This window comes from Aquirufa lenticrescens, assembly GCF_019916085.1.
GTDB lineage: Bacteria > Bacteroidota > Bacteroidia > Cytophagales > Spirosomataceae > Aquirufa > Aquirufa lenticrescens.
The window spans coordinates 1,774,701-1,796,935 of sequence record NZ_CP049834.1; the positions used below are offsets into that span (position 1 = coordinate 1,774,701).

At 42.1% G+C, this 22,235-nt stretch carries 21 protein-coding genes; 7 read left to right on the forward strand and 14 right to left on the reverse strand.

The features are described 5' to 3' along the window. Window positions 1-61: 61 nt before the first annotated feature. On the reverse strand, window positions 62-988 hold the full coding sequence (locus tag G9X62_RS07960) for an AEC family transporter (protein ID WP_223130199.1): 927 nt from the start codon (window positions 986-988) through the stop codon (window positions 62-64). Continuing rightward, complete coding sequence (locus G9X62_RS07965; protein WP_223130200.1) at window positions 989-2,194, reverse strand: sensor histidine kinase; 1,206 nt, start codon at window positions 2,192-2,194, stop codon at window positions 989-991. Window positions 2,195-2,333: 139 nt separating this feature from the next. Between G9X62_RS07965 and G9X62_RS07970 the strand changes: the two genes are divergently transcribed. Genes G9X62_RS07970 through G9X62_RS07980 form a run of 3 tightly spaced genes read left to right on the forward strand, consistent with a single transcriptional unit; the run spans window position 2,334 to window position 5,838 of the window. Beyond that, window positions 2,334-2,672, forward strand: coding sequence for a PadR family transcriptional regulator (locus G9X62_RS07970; protein WP_223130201.1), 339 nt, complete (start codon window positions 2,334-2,336; stop codon window positions 2,670-2,672). 11 nt (window positions 2,673-2,683) lie between these two features. Further along, window positions 2,684-5,083 carry a PspC domain-containing protein gene (locus G9X62_RS07975; RefSeq protein ID WP_223130202.1) on the forward strand — a complete coding sequence of 800 codons (2,400 nt, stop codon included), beginning with the start codon at window positions 2,684-2,686 and terminating at the stop codon, window positions 5,081-5,083. Between the two features lie 50 nt (window positions 5,084-5,133). After that, window positions 5,134-5,838, forward strand: coding sequence for a head GIN domain-containing protein (locus G9X62_RS07980; protein ID WP_223130203.1), 705 nt, complete (start codon window positions 5,134-5,136; stop codon window positions 5,836-5,838). On the opposite strand, the gene G9X62_RS07985 is transcribed toward G9X62_RS07980, so the two are convergent. Then, the gene (locus tag G9X62_RS07985; RefSeq protein WP_223130204.1) at window positions 5,831-6,430 is read right to left on the reverse strand and encodes a DUF1684 domain-containing protein; all 600 of its coding nucleotides are present in this window, start codon (window positions 6,428-6,430) and stop codon (window positions 5,831-5,833) included. The genes G9X62_RS07980 and G9X62_RS07985 overlap by 8 nt on opposite strands. Window positions 6,431-6,476: 46 nt before the next feature. On the opposite strand from G9X62_RS07985, the gene G9X62_RS07990 reads away from it, so the two are divergent. Continuing rightward, window positions 6,477-7,061, forward strand: a complete 585-nt coding sequence (locus G9X62_RS07990; RefSeq protein WP_223130205.1) for a riboflavin synthase — start codon at window positions 6,477-6,479, stop codon at window positions 7,059-7,061. Here G9X62_RS07990 and argH read toward each other — a convergent pair. The 5 genes from argH to G9X62_RS08015 are packed head-to-tail and all read right to left on the reverse strand — an operon-like array spanning window position 7,039 to window position 11,812. Continuing rightward, the gene (gene argH, locus G9X62_RS07995; protein WP_223130206.1) at window positions 7,039-8,379 is read right to left on the reverse strand and encodes an argininosuccinate lyase; all 1,341 of its coding nucleotides are present in this window, start codon (window positions 8,377-8,379) and stop codon (window positions 7,039-7,041) included. The two genes, G9X62_RS07990 and argH, sit on opposite strands and share 23 nt — an antisense overlap. 4 nt (window positions 8,380-8,383) lie before the next feature. Further along, window positions 8,384-9,454: a M20 family metallo-hydrolase gene (locus G9X62_RS08000; protein ID WP_223130207.1), complete on the reverse strand. Its 1,071-nt coding sequence runs from the start codon at window positions 9,452-9,454 to the stop codon at window positions 8,384-8,386. A 1-nt stretch (window position 9,455) separates the two neighbouring features. Then, window positions 9,456-10,238 (reverse strand): acetylglutamate kinase, encoded by a 783-nt coding sequence (gene argB / locus G9X62_RS08005; RefSeq protein WP_223130208.1) that lies wholly within the window; start codon window positions 10,236-10,238, stop codon window positions 9,456-9,458. Next, window positions 10,238-11,212 (reverse strand): N-acetylornithine carbamoyltransferase, encoded by a 975-nt coding sequence (locus G9X62_RS08010; protein WP_223130209.1) that lies wholly within the window; start codon window positions 11,210-11,212, stop codon window positions 10,238-10,240. The genes argB and G9X62_RS08010 overlap by 1 nt, the downstream gene beginning before the upstream one ends. A 48-nt stretch (window positions 11,213-11,260) precedes the next feature. After that, complete coding sequence (locus G9X62_RS08015) at window positions 11,261-11,812, reverse strand: GNAT family N-acetyltransferase (protein WP_223130210.1); 552 nt, start codon at window positions 11,810-11,812, stop codon at window positions 11,261-11,263. A gap of 99 nt (window positions 11,813-11,911) precedes the next feature. Between G9X62_RS08015 and G9X62_RS08020 the strand changes: the two genes are divergently transcribed. Next, window positions 11,912-14,515 (forward strand): TonB-dependent receptor domain-containing protein, encoded by a 2,604-nt coding sequence (locus tag G9X62_RS08020; protein ID WP_223130211.1) that lies wholly within the window; start codon window positions 11,912-11,914, stop codon window positions 14,513-14,515. A gap of 83 nt (window positions 14,516-14,598) precedes the next feature. Here the strand turns inward: G9X62_RS08020 and G9X62_RS08025 are convergent, their stop codons facing one another. Then, window positions 14,599-15,573 carry a polyprenyl synthetase family protein gene (locus G9X62_RS08025; RefSeq protein ID WP_223130212.1) on the reverse strand — a complete coding sequence of 325 codons (975 nt, stop codon included), beginning with the start codon at window positions 15,571-15,573 and terminating at the stop codon, window positions 14,599-14,601. 61 nt (window positions 15,574-15,634) lie between these two features. Between G9X62_RS08025 and G9X62_RS08030 the strand changes: the two genes are divergently transcribed. After that, entirely contained in the window at window positions 15,635-16,495 is an 861-nt protein-coding gene (locus tag G9X62_RS08030; protein ID WP_223130213.1) for a patatin-like phospholipase family protein, read from the forward strand. Between the two features lie 29 nt (window positions 16,496-16,524). On the opposite strand, the gene frr is transcribed toward G9X62_RS08030, so the two are convergent. From frr to G9X62_RS08045, 3 genes are read right to left on the reverse strand one after another with little or no spacing between them, the layout of a single operon-like run. Beyond that, window positions 16,525-17,085, reverse strand: coding sequence for a ribosome recycling factor (frr, locus tag G9X62_RS08035; RefSeq protein ID WP_223130214.1), 561 nt, complete (start codon window positions 17,083-17,085; stop codon window positions 16,525-16,527). Between the two features lie 8 nt (window positions 17,086-17,093). Continuing rightward, window positions 17,094-17,804, reverse strand: a complete 711-nt coding sequence (gene pyrH, locus G9X62_RS08040; RefSeq protein ID WP_223130215.1) for a UMP kinase — start codon at window positions 17,802-17,804, stop codon at window positions 17,094-17,096. 54 nt (window positions 17,805-17,858) lie between these two features. Then, window positions 17,859-18,554, reverse strand: coding sequence for a fatty acid desaturase (locus G9X62_RS08045; RefSeq protein WP_223130216.1), 696 nt, complete (start codon window positions 18,552-18,554; stop codon window positions 17,859-17,861). Between the two features lie 45 nt (window positions 18,555-18,599). Between G9X62_RS08045 and G9X62_RS08050 the strand changes: the two genes are divergently transcribed. Next, window positions 18,600-20,375, forward strand: coding sequence for a family 43 glycosylhydrolase (locus tag G9X62_RS08050; RefSeq protein ID WP_223130217.1), 1,776 nt, complete (start codon window positions 18,600-18,602; stop codon window positions 20,373-20,375). On the opposite strand, the gene G9X62_RS08055 is transcribed toward G9X62_RS08050, so the two are convergent. Next, complete coding sequence (locus G9X62_RS08055; protein ID WP_223130218.1) at window positions 20,364-21,239, reverse strand: DMT family transporter; 876 nt, start codon at window positions 21,237-21,239, stop codon at window positions 20,364-20,366. The genes G9X62_RS08050 and G9X62_RS08055 overlap by 12 nt on opposite strands. Continuing rightward, complete coding sequence (gene dusB / locus G9X62_RS08060) at window positions 21,239-22,234, reverse strand: tRNA dihydrouridine synthase DusB (protein WP_223130219.1); 996 nt, start codon at window positions 22,232-22,234, stop codon at window positions 21,239-21,241. The genes G9X62_RS08055 and dusB overlap by 1 nt, the downstream gene beginning before the upstream one ends. Between the last annotated feature and the right edge of the window lies 1 nt (window position 22,235).

Below are 22,235 nucleotides of genomic sequence, written 5' to 3' on the forward strand. Positions count from 1 at the left end.
TGATTACGAACTAAACCAGTTCAGTAAGTCAATGTTTCATAAAATTACCAAAAAAAATCGTTTAAATCGCGCTCATGTGGAAAACACTCACCATGATCCACATGATGGCGAAGCTGATGACGAGTGAAATGTTCACTAAGGAGGCGGCAAGCGGGGTATTTAAATTCAATTCGTCCGAATAGGTGATGACTGTCATACCAACGGGCAGAATGAGGCAAAGAAGTAATAGGTTACGAAAACCTAGGTCAAAGGGCAGCAAATAAAAACAAATTCCACCTACTAAAAAACCCATTACATAGCGTAAACTTAACACCTGAAAAACCCGGAAATACGATTTTTTAGAAAGGCGTACGCTGAAATAAATGCCCATTAATAACAACACGATTGGTTTATTACCTGAGGCGATGGTAGCAATAAGATCCAGCGCAAAGACGGGAAATTTCAACTGTAGCACGTTGACTAAAACACCTAGAACCATGGCTTGCAGTGGAGGTAGGGAAATAATCCGTTTGAAAATATGAGAGGCAATGTTGTCTTTTTTAGGTCCTCGACTGAAATAATTGCCCATCCCGTAATTCACAAAGAAGTTGACCACGGAATTACCTAGGTCGAACATAATCGCATAGGTCAATCCCTGTATCCCAAAAATTCCTTCAATCAGTGGATAAGCAAATATCCCTAAGTTAAATCCCGCACTCCCAATGGTCATTACGCCTCGATTCTCCGCTTCTGTATTTTTGAATAAATGAAACGCTGTAAAGGACAAGAACATCCCAAAAAACATCGCAATCAATGGAAGGTAGATCAAGTCCCAGGTTATGTTCACCCGAATCATGGTCGAAAATACCAAGGCTGGGAAAGTAGTATGCATTAGAAATTTGGACAAAGACTTCCCATCATGTTCCTGAATAAACCCGGCACTTTTCAATGCGTAACCGATTGCAATAATGCAAAGTGCAGAACCAAATACGATATTAGGATCGGTCATCTATTCAGGCTTTGGAAGTGTAATGCGAAAAGTGGACCCTTTATTGATTTCTGTCGATTTCAAGACCAATTTTCCTTGGTGGTAATTTTCGATAATCCGTTTCGCTAACGTTAATCCTAAACCCCAGCCACGTTTCTTAGTAGAGAATCCGGGCGAGAATATTTTGGACGTATTGCTAGGCAAAATCCCTTTTCCCGTATCTGAGATATCAATTAGTATGACATTATTTTTGCCTTCTTTTAACTCAATTCGCAATTGTCCGTGGCCCCCCATCGCATCCACGCCATTCTTGCAGATATTCTCAATGACCCATTCAAATAGGTATTTATTCAAATTAGCCGTTTGATTAGCGGCCAAAGAGGAATGTATTTCGATGGTGACTTTGGACGAAATACGAATTTTTAGATAGCTGATAAAGCTTTGAATAACTGCTTCGATGTCCTCTAATTTTAAGACAGGCGTGGACCCAATATTCGAGAAACGGGTCGTAATCGTTTCCAATCGTTGAATATCTTTCGATAATTCGACCACAATATCTGGATTAATGTGAGGCTCATTTCGTAACAATTCTACCCAAGCCGTCAAAGAAGAAAGGGGTGTCCCTAATTGATGCGCCGTTTCTTTGGCTAATCCCACCCAAACTCGATTCTGCTCAGCCCTTCGCGAATACGAAAGAAAAATGTAGCCTAAAAAGCCGATAATGAGAACCACTAATAGTTGCGATAAGGGATAGTAGCGCAATAATTTCAACAGCTGAGAATTCCCATAATAGATGTATTCTTTCTGGAAACCCATATCCATTTCGATGGGTTTATTTTTTTCAGCAATAATCTCAAGTAGCTTTTGCTGTAAAATTTCTTGCTTTTTCTCCGTACTAAGTGTTTCCGGTAAGGGTATATTGATGGAGTTTAGGTGCCCGGAACCATCTTTCCAAATCACGGGAATCGTATTATTCTCATTAATCTTCTTAATTCGCTCGAAAAAGAAATTGATATCTGCGTTATTATCACTCGTTAACGCATAGCGAATGGTTTCCGCATACAATTCAATTTGTTGTTTTTCACGTTCTTCCAGTTTATTGACAAGACCGTCAGTAAAGTACAAGGAGAAGCCCGCCATCACCACGCTAACTGCAAAAAAAGCTACTTTCAACCAAGTATCTCGGTTGTAAAAGGCTAATGGGATGGAGAAGTATTTAAAGATCATAATAATTATTACCCTCAAAAGGGTACGTTCATCACAAATTACCTACCGTTTATCCAATTTCCCAAATAAATTTTATAAGGTACTATGCAATACAAAGTACCTTGTCTATATTTGCATTGTCAAATAAAACAAAGAACCCATGGATATTGAAAATGCCAAGGTACAAATGAGGAAAGGGATTTTAGAATTCTGTATTCTCAAAATTATCTCAAAAGGGGAGGTCTATGCCTCTACTATGTTATCAGAATTAACCTCCGCTAAAATTATGGTCGTGGAAGGGACTTTGTATCCTTTATTAACTCGCCTGAAAAATGCCGGATTTTTAGACTACCGCTGGGTAGAATCAGCGTCAGGGCCGCCTAGAAAATATTATTTATTAACAGACAAAGGACAGGAGTTCTTAACAGAAATGTCCTCGACTTGGGATGAATTACAAGCATCCGTTAACCAAATTTCAAACGCTTCTCCGCAGGCTTAACCTTACCCCAAATGAAAAAGACTTTATCAATTAATATCGCTGGATTTGTCTTCCACATCGAAGAGGACGCTTTTGCTACCTTAGATGCTTATTTAAAATCCATCCATGCATATTTCGCCTCTTTCGAAGGATCGAAAGAAATTATCGCCGATATCGAATCGAGCATTGCGGAGAAATTTTGGAACATTAGAGAAACTGAAAAAACAGAAGCTATTTCACAAGCTCATGTGGATGCCTTAATCGCTTCTTTAGGAACCATTGCTGATTTCAAGCAAGTGGAAGAAGAGGAAGATAAGAAAGAAGGCTATACTGCTCCTAAAACAGAGGGTGCGCCTAAAATTTTCCGTCGCGACATCACTCGTAAGAAATTAGGTGGAGTAGCGGCAGGGATTGCTCGTTATTTTGAGGTAGATCCTATCTGGGTTCGCTTGGTATTATTAGCCTTATTAAGTGCGAGTTTCCCTTTATTCCATTTAGGAAACATTGTTTTCTGGGCCTATATTATTATTTGGGCAGCTATTCCAGGTGAAATGAATCCAGATGATGATAAATCCTACCGCAAGTTTTACCGTGATCCGGAGAAAAAAGTGATTGGTGGTGTGATGGCCGGTATTGCCGCTTATACGGGTTGGGATGTAGGATTATTGCGCGTTTTAGCGGTTTTGTCAGTGGGTCTATTTGGCTCTGGCGTTGTTGCTTATATTGTGATTTTAGCGATTACGCCGGAAGCTAAAACAATGAAGGATAAGATGGAGATGACGGGCGAGCCTATCACGTTGGAAAACATTGAGAACAATATTAAGAAGAGCATTCAGCCAGATGAAACGGAAGAGAAAGCATTGACGAAAGTATTGCTATTCCCTTTTCGCATTTTTGCTACGGTATTCTCTGCTTTGAAAGGACCTTTAAATGTCATTCGCTGGTTTATTCAAATATTACTAGGGGTTATCTTATTGATCTTAGGGATTGCGTTTATTATCGCAATAGGTGCTTTATGTACGGTAGGATTTACTGGAATTGACCAAGGTCAACTGGTGCATATGGGTCCGTTGCCGTTGTATTTAATTGCGAAAGACTTACCGTTCTGGACAGTGCCGGCTTTGGTTTTGGCCTTCTTACCCATGTTTGTTTCAATTGTCATCGCAGGTGTTTCTTTGTTAGCCAATCGTAAATTTTATAATAAGACGTATAAAATTGTTTCTACCACGATGATTATTGTGGGTTGGATAGGTTTATTTGCTGCGGTTCCATTTGTGGGGCGTAACTTCCAACGTTCAGCGTCTTACAATCAGGTAAAGGAAATCGCGGTTTCCGATTCGACGACCTATGTGTTAGATATCGACAAAAAAGACAACGAGACGATTTGGCAAATGATGTTGGGGGAAAAAGTTGAAGAGTATGCTTTGCATTTTGATGATGAAGATGAGGATAACCACGATTATAATGAGGAGCGATTTAATCGTACGAATATCGAGATTGAAGGCTATGATGGTAAAACGATTCAGGTAATTACGTACGCAAAATCGCAAGGTTTGACGCGTAAAGAGGCGGAGACGAATGCCAAAATGATTCAGTACAATTACCTTCAAAAGGGTAAAGATCTTCGTTTTGATACCCACTTTGGCTTACAGAATTCTAAATTCCGTGCACAACGCCTTAAGGTGAAGATTATGATTCCGTATGGTAAATCGTTTAGCATGACACGTGATTTTGCTTATTACATGGACAATGTACTAGAGTCTGGTTATTTCCACGAAGAAGGTCAGGATTTGTTTATCGGATCGCTTTGGACATTCTCTGCAGACAAGGGTTTGATTTGTCTTAACAGAACACCTCACAATGAGGATGAATCGAGTAATGAGGACTTTTCAGATGAAAAGGTAGGTTTTACGATCACGAAGGACCTAGAAAATTTCAGCTCTATTTCAGGATTGAACACTGAGTCTTCTCAGATAAAAATCACCAGAGGTGATCTTCCTAAGATTACTTACCGCGGGAATCAAACTTTAGAGAGTTCAGCTCACGTAGAGAACTACGTGTTATTATTGGATAAAATTCAGCCAGGGATTCAGGTAGAGATTGTGGTACCTGAATTAAAAAAGGTGGAGTTAGGTGGCAATGCCAGCACGGAAATCGAAGGTTTCACTTCACCTAAGTTAGATGTGATTTTACGCGGATTTCACTCGTTAACCTTGAAGGGTGGTGGAGATCAATTGAATGCGGGAGTTTTTGATTCAGCAGAATTAAATGCGGCAGATTTCGTCGTAGAAAAAGCCTTTGTTTCTATCGATAAATATGCCAAAATAGAAGCAAATGTATCTAAAATGGTGCAAGGAAAGAAATATGAAAGTTCGAAATTTTCGAACAAAATGAGCAGTGGAGTAAGTTACAAATGGAATGTAGTAAAATAGGATGCAACCTTTTTTTAAACGTTAGCATCTAACAACAAATTAAAAATTCTATGAAAAAAATCTTGTCTTTATTCGCCGCCTTAGTAGTTGTTTTTAGTTCATTCGCAGATCCTGTAGTGGTGACTAAAAAATTCAAAGTAGCTAATTTCAAATCCATCGAGTTAGGGAGTGCTTTCGAGGTACACGTTCACAAAGGAAATGTCTATGCCGTTTCTGTCACTGGACGGGAAAAAGATATTGAGGATTTAGAGGTTACCACATCCGCTGGTAAATTGGAAATTGGATATGGGACTAATTGGACTTGGAGTTGGAACAACAGCCGTTCAAAAGTAGTCGTTAACATCACCTTGCCTCGCCTTGATAGTGGTGAGTTTACCGGTGCTTGTAAAGTGGATTTGCAAGGATTTACAAATGAGGAGGAAATGCGCTTATTGTTTTCAGGAGCTGCAAAAGGGTTAGCAGAAGGCCTTAGAACAGATAAATTGAAGATTGAATTAAGTGGTGCATCTGATTGCAGAATCACTGGACAATCAGATTACTTGAAGATAGAAGCCTCTGGTGCGAGTCACTTAAAAGCTTTGGAATTCTTATCTCGCCATGTGGATGTAGAAGCTTCAGGCGCTAGTAGTGCTCAGGTACATGTTCAAAAATCTTTGCAAGTGGATGCTTCTGGCGCTTCCCATGTGAAATACAAGGGGAGTCCAATAATCAACAAAGACCTTTCCGGTGCAGCTTCGCTACACCAGGTTAATTAAAAAGTTTTTCACCTGCCTCGATGCGAATAGGGAGGGTGTTTTCCGCGGGAGGAATGGGACAAGCGAATTCTTCGTTGTATGCACAATAGGGATTATAAGCTAGATTAAAGTCCACCCGCAATCGATTGTTTTTTACATTTGTTAGGGGTAAATCTAAAAAACGTCCGCCTCCATAGGTTTCTGTGGGGGCGGTTTTGTCTTTAAACGGTAGGAAGAAATTTCCGTCCTCGTGTTGATATAATACGAGTGAAACGGTAAACCCACCTATCTCTCCTTTAATATTTCCAAATAAAATTAACTTCTCTGTTGTCCCATCTGTCATTTTTAATTCTACGGTTTTCGCTTTTTCGGCTTTTTCTAAGACGAAGTCTACGATGTAATCCTTGTTGAATTTGAAGTATTTGAGGCCTTTGAAGGAGGCTTTATCTTTGATGGGGGATTCCTCTCCACTTTTAAAGGCTTCATCTTTATTGCGACGAATTTTCAGCACATCTGCACCGGTTTCTTCGACCGGTTTCGCCGTAGGAATACTAAAATAAGCGAGGATGGCGATGATAGGAATCAGAAAGAGGAACCATTTATTGAATTTCATAGGAATGGGTGTAATTTTGGGTACGTAAAATTAGCAAATAAATCAGATGTTTACAGGTATTGTGGAGGCGATGGGATCGCTGGTAAGGACAGAAGCAAAAGGGACGAATGTGGAATTTTGGTTCACGTGTCCGTTCACACAGGAATTGAACGTGGATCAATCGCTTGCGCATAATGGGGTCTGTCTGACTGTCGTGGAAATTCAAGGGGAGCAATACCGTGTAACGGCGATTGATGAGACCTTGCAGAAGACGAATTTAGGGGATTTGAAGCTAGGCCAAAAAGTAAACCTAGAACGTTGCATGGCCGCCAATGCGCGTTTTGATGGGCATATTGTACAAGGCCACGTGGATTTAACGGGTGTTTGTACGGAAATAACGGATCAGAATGGAAGCTGGGAATACCGCTTTAGCTATTCGAAAAGTAGCGGTCACGTCACGGTTGAAAAAGGTTCGATTTGTGTGAATGGTACTAGTCTTACGGTGGTAGATTCACAGGATGATTCTTTTACCGTTTGCATCATTCCATATACCTACGAACACACCGTTTTTCATCAACTTAGCGTAGGTGATCGAGTGAACTTAGAATTCGATATTCTAGGAAAGTATATTAAGAAATTAATGCATCGATAGCCTTATTGACTTTATCAAAGCCAAAACGCTTCCAGGCGATTTCTTTTTGGCCTTGAATTTCTGCCAAACCTAAATTACCAATACTTCCTAAGTGGGAGTGATTAATCTCGCGTGTGCTGCCATCAAAAGCGCCTTCCTCGATTTTCTTACCTACGATTTGGTAAGCTTCTCTGAACGGAACCCCTTGCACGACTAATTTATTCACCTCTTCTACCGAGAACAATAAATCGTATTTCGAATCCACTAACAGGTCTTTCTTCACTTTCATATGGCTGACCATATAGTGCGTGATCTCTAATCCGTCCAATATCTCTTCAATCGCCGGCATCAACAATTCTTTCGTTAATTGGAATTCGCGGTGGTATCCTGATGGTAAGTTGCTCGTTAATAATTGCAGTTGATTCGGTAATGCCTTTAACTTGTTGGCTTTACCACGCAATAATTCAGCTACGTCTGGATTCTTTTTATGTGGCATGATGGAACTTCCGGTCGTTAAGGAGCTAGGGAGTTCGATGAAACCGAAGTTTTGGGAATTGTACAAGCACACATCCATCGCTAATTTGCTTAACGTCGTAGCTATCTGTGCGATGGCAGTTAAGACAAATAATTCGGTCTTTCCACGCGATAATTGCGCGTTCACGACGTTCACGTGCGGCGATTCGAAGCCTAATAATTCCGTGGTGTATTTTCTGTCCAAAGGAAACGACGATCCATATCCCGCGCCTGAACCTAGCGGGTTCTTATTAGCTAAGCGGAAGGCCGCTTCTAATAACTCAATATCTTCTACTAGGCTTTCAGCGTACGCTCCGAACCATAGTCCGAAAGACGAAGGCATCGCAATCTGTAAGTGCGTGTAGCCAGGTAATAAATCGTTTTTATGGGCTTCGCTTTTGGCGATCAATAAGTCAAATAACCGCTCCACCGCATCTGCAATGTGTTGGATTTCAGCCCGCATGAATAACTTCAAATCCACTAAAACCTGGTCGTTTCTAGAACGTCCGGCGTGAATTTTCTTTCCTTGATCGCCTAATTTCTGCGTTAATAAGTATTCGATTTGGGAATGCACATCTTCCATTCCGTCTTCGATAGTGAAATCGCCGGCTTCGATTTGGGTATAAATTGCCTTCAATTCAGCGCACAAAGGGCCTAATTCGTCCGCGCCCAGCAAACCTACTTTCTCTAACATCGTGATGTGAGCTAGGGAACCCAGCACATCATAGCGCGCTAATTGCAAGTCGTACACGGGGTCGTTCCCAATCGTGAATTTCTCGATTTTAGCGTCTGTCGTCTGATTTTCTTTTTGCCAAAGTTTTGCCACAATCTTAAATGCTTAGGGTGATAAGGAGATTTTGATAGGTTTGGATGCCTTGCTTTAGTTCATCCAAGAGAATATATTCGTCTGCCGTATGTGATCTGCCGGAGTGCCCGGGACCGATTTTGACTGATGGTATCGTTAATAGAGCTTGATCGGAAAGGGTAGGAGAACCGAACAAAGAGATCCCTAAAGCTTTTGCCGCTTGCACTAGCGGATGTGTTTCCTCCATTCTGCTGGAGTTTAATCGCATCGATCTGGGTGTTAATTCAGCCTGAACAATGGTTTTTAATTCTACTAAAACTTCCTCTAGTGAATAACATTCGTTCACCCGGCAATCAATCACGTAATCACAGGTATCAGGAACTACATTATGTTGCTTGCCGGCGTTGATAACCGTTACCGTCGTTTTTACCGGTCCTAATAAATCCGAAACCTTCTCGAAAGAATGGTTTTGAATATGTTGTATATCTTCCAAAGCCAAGTAAATGGCATTCACTCCCTCATTTCTCGCCGCGTGTCCTGCAATCCCTTTTACTTTCGCATCTACGACCATCAGGCCTTTTTCTGCGATCGCCATGGCGCAATCCGTGGGTTCGCCCACGATCGCAAAATCGATACGAGGTAAATCGCCTGATTTTAAAAGAGCTTCAATTCCACCCGTTCCCGATATTTCTTCCTCCGCGGTAGCCGCTAATAAAAGGTTGAAGCTCAGGTTTTTAACAGAGTAAAATGAAACGAAAGTCGCGATCAAGCAAACCAAACTCGCGCCTGCATCATTGGAACCTAAGCCGATCAGTTTTCCCTCTTGCTCCGTCGCTAGGAAGGGATCAAAGGTCCATGACGCATTTGCTTTCACCGTATCGTGGTGGGAATTCAATAGAATCGTAGGCTTAGACGCATCAAAATGCAAATTTGTAGCCCACACATTATTGCCTAAACGATTTGACGGAATGCCTTGAGCCGTGAAAAAGTCCACCAAAATCTGCGCTGTCCCTTGCTCTTCCTTACTCATGGATGGGCAGGCTATTAGCTGTGCTAATAGGTCTTTTGCGGCTATAAATTGACTTTCTTGGTACATATTAGGCACTAATTTTTGTTCCGATGTCCGTTTTCTGCAGGTTATCTGCATGGCATAATCTGACCACAGAAACACCGGCAGAGATGGCCTTCAAGGCATTCTCTAATTTCGGGATCATCCCCGCAGAGACGATTCCTTTTTCTTTTAAGTCTATAAATGAGGCTGGATTGATGGAGCTGATAACCGAATCATCGTCAGTAGGGTCCATTAAAACGCCTTTCTTTTCAAAACAATACGTTAGAGTAACGTCGTATGTTGAGCTGAGGGCTATGGCCAAAGCCTGTGCCATCGTATCCGCATTCGTATTCAATAGTTGACCTGCAGCATCTGCCGTAATCGGTGCAAAGATGGGAGAGAATCCTGCCTCAATTAACCCTGACAAGGAAGCAGCATTCACCGAAACAATATCGCCTACAAAACCATAATCAATAGGTGTTATAGCTCTTTTCTTTGATAGCACGATTCTGCCATCGGGTCCTGTTAATCCCAAGGCATTACAGGAAAGACCTTGTAATTCAGCCACAATCGATTTATTAATCCAACCCGCATAGACCATCGTCACAATACGAAGGCTTTCCTCGTCTGTTACACGTCTACCCTCAATCATTTGACTCTCAATGCCCATCGATGCCGCCATTTGAGTGGCAATCTTGCCACCTCCATGAACAAGCAATTTAGGGCCAGTTAATGACGCAAAGTCCTGCAAAAAGCTAGCTAGGGCAGATGGATTGTCGATTACATTTCCGCCTATTTTAACTACTTGAAGGGTGGGTTTCGCAGACATTAGAATAAATAGGGACTTTCGGTTCTCATGAGTGTCAATATCATCTCTTTCAAAACAGCTTGTGCCGCCCAAACCCGGTTACCCGCTTGTTGAATCACAATCGAATTAGGGGAATCAATGACTTCGTCTGCGACCACTAAATTCCGTCTAACGGGAAGACAATGCATAAATTTCGCGTTGTTTGTTAGGCTCATTTTCGCGGCATCCACCATCCAAGCTGGATCCGAAGAAAGTATTTTTCCGTAGTCCTGGTAGGATGACCAGTTTTTAGCATAAATAAAATCAGCACCCTCATAAGCTTCTTTAGGATCGTAGCAAATCTTCGCATTTCCAGCGAATTCAGGCGCTAATTCATAGCCTTTTGGGTGAGCAATCGTGAAATCCACGTCCGCACGATTCATCCACTCCGCGAAGGAATTAGGCACACATTGAGGTAACGCTTTCACGTGTGGAGCCCATGTCAACACCACTTTAGGGCGTTCAACCTTCTTATACTCGTTAATAGTAATTAAATCCGTTAAGGATTGCAAAGGATGGCGTGTCGCCGACTCCAAGCTAATCAATGGACGACCTGTATACTTCAAGAACTGGTTCAATACCTGTTCGCTATAATCTAACTCTCTATCCACTAAACCAGGAAAACTACGCACCCCTACTATATCGCAATAAGAACCTACGACAGCCGCGGCCTCTGAAATGTGTTCCGCTTTGTCGCCATTCATGATGACGCCTTCGTTCATTTCTAGTTGCCACGAATCGGCTCCCACATTCATGATCATTACCTCCATTCCGAGGTTCTGAGCTGCTTTTTGGGTGGAAAGGCGCGTGCGAAGACTGGAATTGAAGAATAATAAACCGAGCGTACGGTTTTTCCCAATATGCTTATCCGCATAGGGGGTCTTCTTCATCAACAAAGCCTCATTGACTAAGTTTTGAATATTGTAAGCGTCTTTAACCGAAGTGAAATTTTGCATGCTTTTAGCTGTCTAACATTGGCAATTCAGTAAAATTACTGAAAAAGATCAGTATCGAAGGCGTTCCCAGGTGAAAACTTGCATGGGGTTTTCGAGTGCCAGTGTTTTCTCTCCTGTTTTTTGGAAGCAGTTTTTCTCCAAAACCCGTTGCGAACCCACATTATCCACTGGCGTTTCTGCTCGTATCATCCTTAAATCAGCATCTTGAAAAGCCCACTCGCTTAATGCTTGCACCGCTTCTGTGGCAATTCCTTTTCCTCTGAATTTTTGATCCAGCGCATACCCTATTTCTGTTGTGCCATCATTGTCTGGTAATCCCGCAAAACCGATTCCCCCCACAGAGCAGGACGAGGCCTTCAGGATTATTTCCCAATTTGTGTACCAAAAGTAGTCGATAGGGAATTTGGCGGTTTGAGGAATCCAATAATCGCGTAATGCCTGACTTGTTTCCTGTTCATAGAACAATTCCATATTCCAAGGGTTATGCTGTAGATCTAGCATTTTTTCCAGATCTTTGCGCCCCGATTGCGACCACTCCTGCAAATGCCGGTTGGATAATGGGATTAAGCTGAGCCTAGGTGTATGGAGTTGAAACATCATATTGGACTACAAATTACCCTTTTTGGTCGCAAAAAAGAAGGCCTTTAAATAGAATGTACAAATTTTGCATTCGTTAAATACGATTTTAAACAACAAACAATGAAACAAATTATTACGCTATTCGCACTGATGAGTTTATCATTCTCCGCTATTTCCCAGATACCTGGTGGAATGATGGGTGGTTTTGGTGCAGCGCCTAAGAAAGAAACAGTGATTCCGGGTACTGCGCAAGCAGCGTCTAAAGGAAGCGCAAAAATCATCGGATTCTTATTGGATTCGACGGATTCAAAGCCAGTGGAATTCGCCACTTTGGCCTTAATCAATACAAAGACTAATAAACCAGTAGACGGTACTGTGGCAGATGGCGTAGGTAAATTTACCTTGAACAAAGTCGCAGTGGGATCGTATAAAATTGTTGTCTCATTTATCGGTTATGAAAGTAAAACGGTTTTTGTTACCATTTCAGAAAAAAATGACGACCGCGATTTAGGTGTCATCAAACTACAACAAAGCTCTAAAATGCTTTCTGAAGTAACGGTGGAAGGTCAACGGGCATTAATCGAAGAACGTGTAGATCGCACGGTTTATAATGCAGAAAAAGATGCCTCTAACCGTGGTGGAGATGCGACAGATGTATTGAAAAAAGTACCGATGTTATCAGTCGATTTAGATGGTAATCCTTCCCTTCGTGGTTCTGCCAGCGTAAAGGTGTTGATTAACAATAAGCCATCTACCATTATGGCCTCTAATATTGCAGATGCCTTACGTCAAATTCCAGCCGATATGATCAAGACGGTGGAAGTAATTACGTCTCCATCTGCTAAGTATGATGCGGAAGGATCAGCTGGTATCATTAATATTGTCACTAAGAAAAACACCTTACAAGGTTTAACCTTGTCATTTGATTCTTCAGCGGGTGTTCGTGGTTCTAATTTATCATTGAACGGAAACTTCAGAAACAAGAATTGGGGCTTATCCTTAGGCGGTTTTGGCCGTTCTGAATACAATGTGAATGGGAAGTTTGAAAGTACGCAGATCACCACTAACAATGGCATGCAAACTACAAACGTTCAGACAGCAGAATCCCGTCGTGAGGGTTTATTTGGTAATTACCAGTTAGGTTTTGATTGGGATATTAACAAGTTTAATTCGATTACTTCTAGTGTTCGTTTCGGTGTTCGCAATGGTAATAACTGGCAAGATGGATTGCAACAAATCAGAAACGGAGTAGTTTCATCGCTTCGTAATACGAATTCTCTAGATGAATCGGCAAACGTGGATGTGAATATTGATTACACGCATACGTTCGAAAAAGCACAACGTGAGTTCTCGATCTTATCGATGTACAGCCGCAATAACCGTGCAAACGACTTCTACAATTTGATTCTAAATCCGAAGTCTACGATGAGCGAAATTATGAGCTCGATTAAGAATGAAAACACATCTTATAATGAGGAGGCTACATTCCAAATGGATTACCAAACTCCACTAGGCAAGAATCAGTTACTTGAATTTGGAGGAAAAGGAATTCTTCGTAATGTGACATCAGATTACAAATCATTTACAGGCACTTCAGGAGGCATTTATACGCAGGTGAATTCGGCTATTTTGCCATCCAACGTGTTTGATTACAATCAGAACATCTACAGCACCTATGGTTCTTATACGTTAACCACTAAGAATAAGTGGAGTATTAAGACAGGTGCGAGGTACGAATACACGGATATTACAGCTAGTTTCTTGAAAAAAGAAGGTCAAAATACGGTGATTCCAGCTTATGGCGTGTTAGTTCCTAGTTTCAATATGTCTAAAACGTTCAAGTCAGGTACTTGGAGATTCAGCTATAACCGCCGTATTCAACGTCCAGGAATTCAAAATTTGAATCCAAACGTAAATGCAACGAACCCATTAAATATCTCAACGGGTAACCCGAACTTAGCACCAGAATACACGAATAACTACGAGGTTTCGTTTAGCAAATTTGTGAAACAAACATACGTTTCTACTTCTTTCTTTGTTCGTAATACGACAGGTGCGATTAATCAAATTAGAGAGGTGTTTGGAGATACGGTTAAAACTACCTCTAGAAATATTGGTAATGAAGATGCCTATGGTATGAACGTGAACTTGAATGTGAACCTTTCTAACAAGTTGATGATTGGTGGAGGCGGTGATCTTTCTTACTTGGTATTAGCGAACAATGTGGCTGATCCGTTGTTGAACGCGAAGAATGAAGGCTTGCAAACAAACTTCCGTGTTTTCGGTAATTACAACATCGGAAATGGTTGGGGAGCTCAAATTTTCTCTTTTTACCGAGTTAATCAAGTTCAATTACAAGGTTCTCAAGGTGGATTTGGAATTTATAGTTTGAGCTTTAAGAAGGACTTTAAGAATAAAAAGGGAAGTATTGGATTCGGTGCAGAAAATTTCTTTACTCCTGAGGGTTTTGTTATTCGCAGTGAAACGAAGACTCCTACCATTAATCAGGTGAGTGAAAATACATTACGCAACATGAACTTTAAGATCAACTTCTCTTACCGTATCGGTAAGATGAGCTTTGGTCCTACGAAGAAAAAGAAATCAGTGAATAATGACGATACGAAAGGCGAAGGCGATGCAGCTCCAGCAGCTCCACAACAACCAATGGGTATGCCAGGCATGCGTATGGGAGGCGGTGGCGGAGGCTTCGGCGGGCCACGTTAATCGGAAGATAAATTGGAAGAAGGGGAATCAGCAATGGTTCCCTTTTTTTATTTATTGGGTTCACATGTGGTGGCGATGAATAGCTATTTATTGCGTTCTATCGTGTAGCTAATCAGATCGCCCAGCGAGTTGCGATATTCAGACGCAGGAAAGGTGGCTAAGATGGTGCGAGCTTCCTCAGCGATTTCATTCATCTTCTGATTAGCGTAGGCCAGGCCTCCCGTTGATTTTACAAATTCGATGACCTCGCGTACTTTATTGGAATCTTCTGACTCTTTCTTGATTAGTTGAATGATGCGTTTTTTAGTAGAGTTATCCGTGTTCTGAAGGGCATAAATCAGGGGCAAGGTCATCTTTTTCTCTTTGATGTCGATTCCCAAAGGTTTCCCAATTTCTGCATCCCCGTAATCAAACAAGTCATCCTTAATTTGGAAAGCGATACCCACTTTTTCCCCGAATAAACGTGCCTTCTCTACCATTTCCCCATCCGCGCCAGCGGATTGAAATCCGACCGCACAGCAAGCGGCGATTAGCGTCGCCGTTTTCTTCGTAATTATATCAAAATAGACATCTTCTGTGATGTCTAGTTTTCGCGCTTTCTCAATTTGTAATAATTCTCCCTCTGACATTTCACGGACGGCCGTCGAAACTGATTTTAATAGATCGAAATCTTCGTGTTCAACGGAAAGCAATAGACCTTTGGAAAGTAAATAGTCCCCTACTAAAACGGCAATCTTATTCTTCCAGATTGCATTGATGGAAAAGAATCCGCGTCTATAATTTGAATCATCTACGACGTCGTCGTGAACCAAGGTTGCAGTGTGCAATAATTCAATCAACGCAGCTCCCCGGAATGTTTTCTCCGTGATCTCTCCCATACAGCCTGCCGTTAAAAAAACGAACATGGGGCGCATCTGTTTTCCCTTTCTTTGGACAATATAATGCATGATGGTGTCGAGCAACATCACTTTTGTCTTCATGAAAGCTTTGAACTTCCCTTCGAATGCCTTCATCGAATCGTCGATGGGAGCTTGAATGGAAGAAATGGAGTAGGACATGCGGATTGTTTGAATCAGTAAATTGCGTAAATTTAATCAGAATTGTGGATATAAAGGTATTATGAGTCAGATTTTAGTCTTAGCAGGTGGTTCTGTAAAAGGCGCGTTTCAAGCGGGCGTTATCAAGGCGCTTTTTGAGAAAGGTTATCAGCCGGATGCTATTTATGGTGTTTCAGCTGGAAGTTTAAATGCGGCTTATTTAGTGAACCAGTTTGGTCAGCAAGCAAATACTGGCCTTCCTATTTCCTATCCTCAGGCAGCTCAGGATTTATGGGATTTTTGGGAGCGACGCATTACGCGTCCTGAATGCTTATCTAAACCATTTAACATTTTTCAGCTTGGCTGGACGGCATTAACGAAGCGGTTTAAGGGCCTAGTAGATACGAGTCCTTTACGGGATCTTTTAACTGAAGTATTGCAGGATAGGAATTTACAGGCTAGTCCAGTGGGCTTAAAAGTAGGGGCAGTGAATATTATGGAGGGGGCTATGCATTATGTGGACCCGAGTTTTGAGAATTTCACTGATTACCTTATGGCATCCTCGGCTGTGCCCATTTTGATGCCTGTGGTGAAGATTGAGGGCGAAAAGCGCAAATCCTACCTAGACGGAGGTTTACGTGACGTGGCGCCATTGCAAAAGGCTATCAATGATGGTGCCAAAGAAGTAGTAGTGATCGCCTGTCATACGGAAATGATCGAAGGCGGGGATTTTGACTCAGGGGATCTGTTAGCCTTAGTCGATCGGGTGATGGATATTGCAGTCAATGAGATTTTGAATGCGGATTTAAAAATGTCTCGCCCCGAAGTAAAGTTGACAATTATCAGACCTAAGCAACCTCTCAGTATCGATATTCAGCGTTTTACGAAAATGGATATTCGTCGGATGCTGGAAACGGGTTATGCCCGTGGAATGAGTGAATAAAAAAAGCCTCGAATTTCGAGGCTTTCAAATTATACCGACATGATGTCTTTTTCCTTTTCGACGAAGACCTGGTCGATCTTGGCGATGTAGGCATCTGTTTTCTTTTGGATTTTGTCTTCAGCATCTTTGATGGCATCTTCAGACACACCATCTCCTTTTAGTTTCTTGATGCTATTATTTCCGTCTTGACGTGCATTGCGGATATTAATCTTAGCCACTTCGATTTCTTGTTTCACACGCTTGACTAAATCACGGCGACGCTCTTCTGTCAATGGAGGAATCGATAAGCGAATAATTTCACCATCATTCATTGGATTCAAACCTAGACTTGAATTACGAATAGACTTCTCGATTTCTGCGAAAATTCCTTTCTCAAATGGTTTAATCGCAATCGTGCGCGCATCGGGCGTGGTCACAGAAGCAGCCCCCGAGATAGGCGTTTGCATACCATAATAATCGATGGTTAAGCCATCTAACATCGAAGTATGTGCTTTCCCTGCTCTAATTTTAGACAATTCAATGTTTAAGTGCTTGATCGCACCGTCCATGGTTTCGACAGCTGCGTCAATATAGAATTCGATTTCTTCCATTTTATCAATTAACTAATTAATGTTCCAACATCCTCACCCGATACTAAGGCGGCTAAATTCCCTTCTTTATTCATGTCGAATACGATGATGGGAACGTTATTTTCTTGGCATAAAGTGAATGCCGTGGTATCCATAATTTTCAAGCCTTTCGAAATCGCTTCAGTGAAACTCAAGTTTGTATAGCGAGTTGCTGAGGCATCTTTTTCTGGGTCAGCGGTATAAACACCATCTACACGGGTTCCTTTTAAAACGACATCTGCTTCGATTTCAATCGCACGTAAAGAGGCTGTCGAATCAGTGGTGAAATACGGGTTACCAGTTCCTGCTCCAAAGATAACAATACGCCCTTTTTCTAAGTGACGCATCGCACGACGGCGAATGAATGGTTCGCAAACCGCTTCTACTTTAATGGCTGTCATCATCCGCGTGTACAAACCTTGTTTTTCCAAAGAAGCTTGTACCGCCATCCCGTTAATTACGGTCGCTAACATGCCCATATAATCGCCTTGAACGCGGTCAATGCCAGCTTTTGCTGCACTTGCACCACGGAAGATGTTTCCTCCACCAATAACGATCGCTACTTCAACGCCTAAATCATGCACTTTTTTAATTTCAGCGGCATATTGACCAAGAATGGTTGGGTCAATGACCTCTCCATCTGTCGAAAGAGATTCGCCTGAAAGTTTTAATAAAATGCGTTTGTATTTAGGTTCTTTCATGAGGAGCTCGTTTATGTCGATTTTGTGCGATGCAAATTTAGGAAAAATATAGGTCTAGGCAAGGCTTTCGTCCTTGGCTTTGGGTAATTTATACCAAGGCAAATAGGGATGCGCATGGTGTTCATAATGATAGCCAAAAAAGTAGCAAGAAATAAACGCCCAAATATGGTTTTTTCCCTGACTTCTCGACTGTTGCTTATTATCCGCTGCGTGTTCACCCCGATGCGGCAGGTAGGTCCCGAAAATAAATAATTGCAGGGTACTCAAAATGGCAGGTACTTCCCAAAATAAAATCAAGTTCCACATCGGAAACCAGATTTTCAGAATATTATACGTGATCGCCATCGCCAATACTTGTTTCCAGGTGACATATTGCCAAATGAATTGGAACCACCAAAACAAGAAAGGCCCTTGGTGTACGTCTGGATCGGAATCCGTATTAACGTGGGCATGATGCAAATGGTGTTTGGCACGTAAAGTGCTGTAATCGTTAAAGGCAAAAAGGATGGTACAGAAACGTCCGATGGCGTGATTTATACGAGGGTTCTCCGTATAAACAACACCGTGAATGGCATCGTGTGAGGTGATGAATAAACCCGTGTAAAGGTGGGTCTGGATTAATACCGCGACATAGATCCAAGGATTTGACCAGCTGAAATCAGCGTCTATCCAATAGGCTAAATTCGCGCACCACAGCGTTATCAATACCGCAGCCCAAATAATTCCCTGAAATTTACTTACTTTGTTCATCGAAAATCAGCCAGATATGTCTGGTACCTATATGACCTCAAAACTATGAAAATTGTTCCAGCATTGTTGCTTTTTATTTTGTCTTTTGCTTTTTCAGCCGGCGCGCAAACCGCTTTATCATCAGCACAATCCACCTATTGCAATCCGATGAACTTGGATTATGGATTTACACCCATTCCTAATTTTTCGGAACAAGGACGTCACAGGGCTACTGCTGATCCGGTGATTTCGTATTTCAAAGACAAGTATTATTTGTTTTCAACGAACCAATGGGGCTATTGGTGGAGTAAGGATATGTTGAAATGGAACTTTGTATCCCGCCGATTTCTGCAACCTTACCACAAAGTGTATGATGAATTGTGTGCACCTGCGACGCTTACTTTAGGCGACAGTTTGTTAGTGATTGGTTCCACGTATGCAAAGGATTTTACGCTTTGGTATTCCCAAAAACCGGAAACCGATACCTGGAAAGAGGCAGTTCATGCCTTTACAGCTGGTGCCTGGGATCCCGCTTTCTTTTTAGATGACGATAACCGGCTGTATTTATACCACGGTTCAAGTAATTTTTATCCGATGTACGGGCAGGAATTGGATCGCAAGACCTTGCAGCCCATCGGGGAGCGTAAAGATTTGATCAAGCTGAATGATGAGCTACATGGCTGGGAGCGTTTTGGGGAATACCAGGATAATACCTTCTTGAAGCCTTTTATGGAGGGAGCTTGGATGAATAAATACAAGGGAAAATACTATTTACAATATGGGGCGCCTGGAACGGAATTTTCGGCTTATGGCGATGGTGTTTACACGTCGGATCATCCGATGGGACCGTTTACCTACCAAGCGCACAATCCGTTTTCGTTTAAGCCCGGTGGATTTACGCGCGGTGCGGGTCATGGGGCTACTTTTGAGGGCCAATATGGCAATTGGTGGCATGTTTCTACGATTACCATTGCGGTGAAGAATAGTTTTGAGCGTCGTCTGGGACTTTGGCCTACGTATTTTGATCAAGATGGAATTATGTTTACTAATACGGCTTATGGAGATTATCCGCATTATATGCCCATGAAAAAAGTAGACAAGCCGTCAGAATTATTTACGGGTTGGATGCTGTTGAATTACAATAAACCGGTGAGAGTCTCTTCGAGTTTGCCGGGTTATTCTGCGAATTTTGCGGTAGACGAGCAAATGAAAACCTATTGGTCTGCGGCCTCTTCGAAAAAAGGGGAGTGGATTGAGACCGATTTAGGGGAGGTTTCTACGTTAAAAGCCTTGCAATTGAATTATGCGGATCAAGATGTGGATTCGAGTTTCCTGGGGAAGATGAATGGTATCTACCACCAGTACCAAGTGTTAGGTAGCAAGGATGGTCAGAAATGGGAGTTGATTATTGATAAGTCTACAAACAAAACAGACATTCCGCACGATTATGTCGAATTAAAGAAGCCAGTGGAAGTGCGTTACCTTAAACTGGTAAATCACCACATGGCGGCGGGAAAATTTGCAATTTCGGGTATTCGCGCTTTCGGTTTTGGTCATGGCCAAAAGCCAGGTGTCATCAAGGATCTATTGGTTTTGCGCGGCGAACATGATTCGCGCAGTGCCTGGTTAAAATGGGGGCATAAGCCTAATGCGACGGGTTATGTCATTTATTCAGGTATTGCGCCAGATAAAATGTATACCTCGGTGCAGGTTTTTGGGGCGAACGAATATTATTTCAAATCCATGGACCGTGGCAAGACCTATTATTTCCAAATCGAAGCCTTCAACGAGAATGGTATTGGAGAACGCGGGCCTATTATCGAGTCAAAATCAAGCCTTTGATCGGTTGATTTCGTATACCCCGATTAACAAGACGATCATCGCAATCACTTGCGAAAGGTATACTTGTTCTCCATCGAATACGCCCCAACCTACGGCTACAATTGGAATGATGTAGGTCACAGAACTGGCCACAATCGCGTTCGTCCATTTGATGAGTTGGTTGAATAACACCATGGCGATCGCAGAGCCGAAAACACCTAAAGAACAAGCGGCTAAAAATGGCCACCATTCAATTGCTTGCGAAAAGAATCCAGTGGAGGCTAATAGAATTAACGAAAGCGGACCGATCGCCATAAAGATGCCCGCAGTTGACGTGAAGGGATTTAAACCGGATAATTTGGTCTTCACGATATGCAGATTAAAACCGTACAAGAAAGTGGCTAACACCACCCAAAGTGCATGATAATTAAAATCAATATTGAATCCTTCTCCACCTACAATCAATCCAAAACAACCGGCAATTCCAAGAACGATACCGAGCATTTGACGCCATTGAAAACCTTGTTTAAATAAAAGAATTCCCACGATCAAGGTAAACAGTGGAGTGAAGGCGTTTAACATACCAGATAAGGCCGATGTCAAATGCTTTCCGGCAATAGAAAACAGAATAGCAGGGATTAAATTTCCGGTTAAACCGGCTAAAAAAAAGCTTTTCCAGTGCTCTTTTTTCACCTCATGTCTTTGTTTCAAAAAGACTGGGATAAAAAAAATGAAGGCCGCAAAAATACGCAATGCACCCACTTGTGGAGAACTGTAATAGACTAAGCTTTTCTTGACTAAAATAAATGAGCTTCCCCAGATCAAAGAAAGGGCTGTAAAGGCCAAAATAACGAGTAATACGGGGGATTTTTGCTTGTTTTCCATTAGGCGTGTAAAGGTTCTCCAGCGTAATGCGCTGAGATTTCGTTTAGAATTTCTTTGATTTCTTCAAAATCATAGGTGGTCACTAAACGGGTTCTGAAAGGTTTGAAATGATCCATTCCGCGGAAATAATTCGCGTAATGACGGCGCATTTCGACGATTCCCCCATGATTTCCTTTCCAGCGGATCGAGAAGTCGAGGTGATCGAGGCAAACTTGTAAGCGTTGTTGTAGGGTAGGAGGGGCTAAATGCTCTCCTGTCGCTAAATAATGTTTGATCTCATTGAAAATCCAAGGATAGCCGATGGATGCGCGTCCGATCATAATTCCATCCACTTCGTATCGATCACGGTATTCTTTGGCTTTCTCAGGCGAATCGATATCGCCATTGCCGAAAATAGGTATTTTTATCCTTGGGTTATTCTTCACTTTCGAGATCAATTCCCAATCTGCCGCGCCTTTATACATCTGTACACGCGTTCTTCCGTGAATAGTTAAGGCTTGAATCCCGATATCCTGAAGTCTTTCGGCTACATCTTCGATGTTTTTCGTGGAGTCATCCCAGCCTAAGCGGGTTTTAACCGTCACCGGTAAGTGAGTGGCATCGACTACGGCTTTGGTCATCGCTACCATTTTAGGAATATCTTGTAATAAAGCGGCCCCAGCACCTTTACAGGCCACTTGTTTCACTGGGCAACCGTAATTAATGTCAATTAAATCTGGACCGGCTTTCGTGGCGATTTCAGCACAAGAAGCCATTGTTTCGATGGAACTACCAAAAAGTTGAATTCCAATCGGACGCTCGTATTCAAAAATATCGAGTTTTTGAACGCTTTTTGCGGCATCGCGAATCAGTCCTTCAGAGGAAATAAATTCCGTATACATCAAATCAGCGCCATTCGCCTTGCAGACCGCGCGGAAAGGCGGATCTGAGACGTCCTCCATAGGGGCTAAAAGCAATGGGAATGAGCCGAGCTCGATGTTACCTATCTTTACCATT

Bases quoted from the DNA above. Each gene is read 5' to 3' on its own strand.
- G9X62_RS07975 (WP_223130202.1), top strand. From the start codon at position 2,684: ATGAAAAAGACTTTATCAATTAATATCGCTGGATTTGTCTTCCACATC.
- G9X62_RS08020 (WP_223130211.1), top strand. From the start codon at position 11,912: ATGAAACAAATTATTACGCTATTCGCACTGATGAGTTTATCATTCTCC.
- G9X62_RS07985 (WP_223130204.1), bottom strand. From the start codon at position 6,430: ATGAAATTCAATAAATGGTTCCTCTTTCTGATTCCTATCATCGCCATC.
- dusB (WP_223130219.1), bottom strand. From the start codon at position 22,234: ATGGTAAAGATAGGTAACATCGAGCTCGGCTCATTCCCATTGCTTTTA.
- G9X62_RS07980 (WP_223130203.1), top strand. From the start codon at position 5,134: ATGAAAAAAATCTTGTCTTTATTCGCCGCCTTAGTAGTTGTTTTTAGT.
- G9X62_RS08045 (WP_223130216.1), bottom strand. From the start codon at position 18,554: ATGAACAAAGTAAGTAAATTTCAGGGAATTATTTGGGCTGCGGTATTG.
- argB (WP_223130208.1), bottom strand. From the start codon at position 10,238: ATGTCTGCGAAACCCACCCTTCAAGTAGTTAAAATAGGCGGAAATGTA.
- G9X62_RS07965 (WP_223130200.1), bottom strand. From the start codon at position 2,194: ATGATCTTTAAATACTTCTCCATCCCATTAGCCTTTTACAACCGAGAT.
- G9X62_RS07970 (WP_223130201.1), top strand. From the start codon at position 2,334: ATGGATATTGAAAATGCCAAGGTACAAATGAGGAAAGGGATTTTAGAA.
- G9X62_RS07960 (WP_223130199.1), bottom strand. From the start codon at position 988: ATGACCGATCCTAATATCGTATTTGGTTCTGCACTTTGCATTATTGCA.
- G9X62_RS08050 (WP_223130217.1), top strand. From the start codon at position 18,600: ATGAAAATTGTTCCAGCATTGTTGCTTTTTATTTTGTCTTTTGCTTTT.
- G9X62_RS08015 (WP_223130210.1), bottom strand. From the start codon at position 11,812: ATGATGTTTCAACTCCATACACCTAGGCTCAGCTTAATCCCATTATCC.
- G9X62_RS08010 (WP_223130209.1), bottom strand. From the start codon at position 11,212: ATGCAAAATTTCACTTCGGTTAAAGACGCTTACAATATTCAAAACTTA.
- G9X62_RS08030 (WP_223130213.1), top strand. From the start codon at position 15,635: ATGAGTCAGATTTTAGTCTTAGCAGGTGGTTCTGTAAAAGGCGCGTTT.
- frr (WP_223130214.1), bottom strand. From the start codon at position 17,085: ATGGAAGAAATCGAATTCTATATTGACGCAGCTGTCGAAACCATGGAC.
- G9X62_RS07990 (WP_223130205.1), top strand. From the start codon at position 6,477: ATGTTTACAGGTATTGTGGAGGCGATGGGATCGCTGGTAAGGACAGAA.
- G9X62_RS08055 (WP_223130218.1), bottom strand. From the start codon at position 21,239: ATGGAAAACAAGCAAAAATCCCCCGTATTACTCGTTATTTTGGCCTTT.
- pyrH (WP_223130215.1), bottom strand. From the start codon at position 17,804: ATGAAAGAACCTAAATACAAACGCATTTTATTAAAACTTTCAGGCGAA.
- G9X62_RS08025 (WP_223130212.1), bottom strand. From the start codon at position 15,573: ATGTCCTACTCCATTTCTTCCATTCAAGCTCCCATCGACGATTCGATG.
- G9X62_RS08000 (WP_223130207.1), bottom strand. From the start codon at position 9,454: ATGTACCAAGAAAGTCAATTTATAGCCGCAAAAGACCTATTAGCACAG.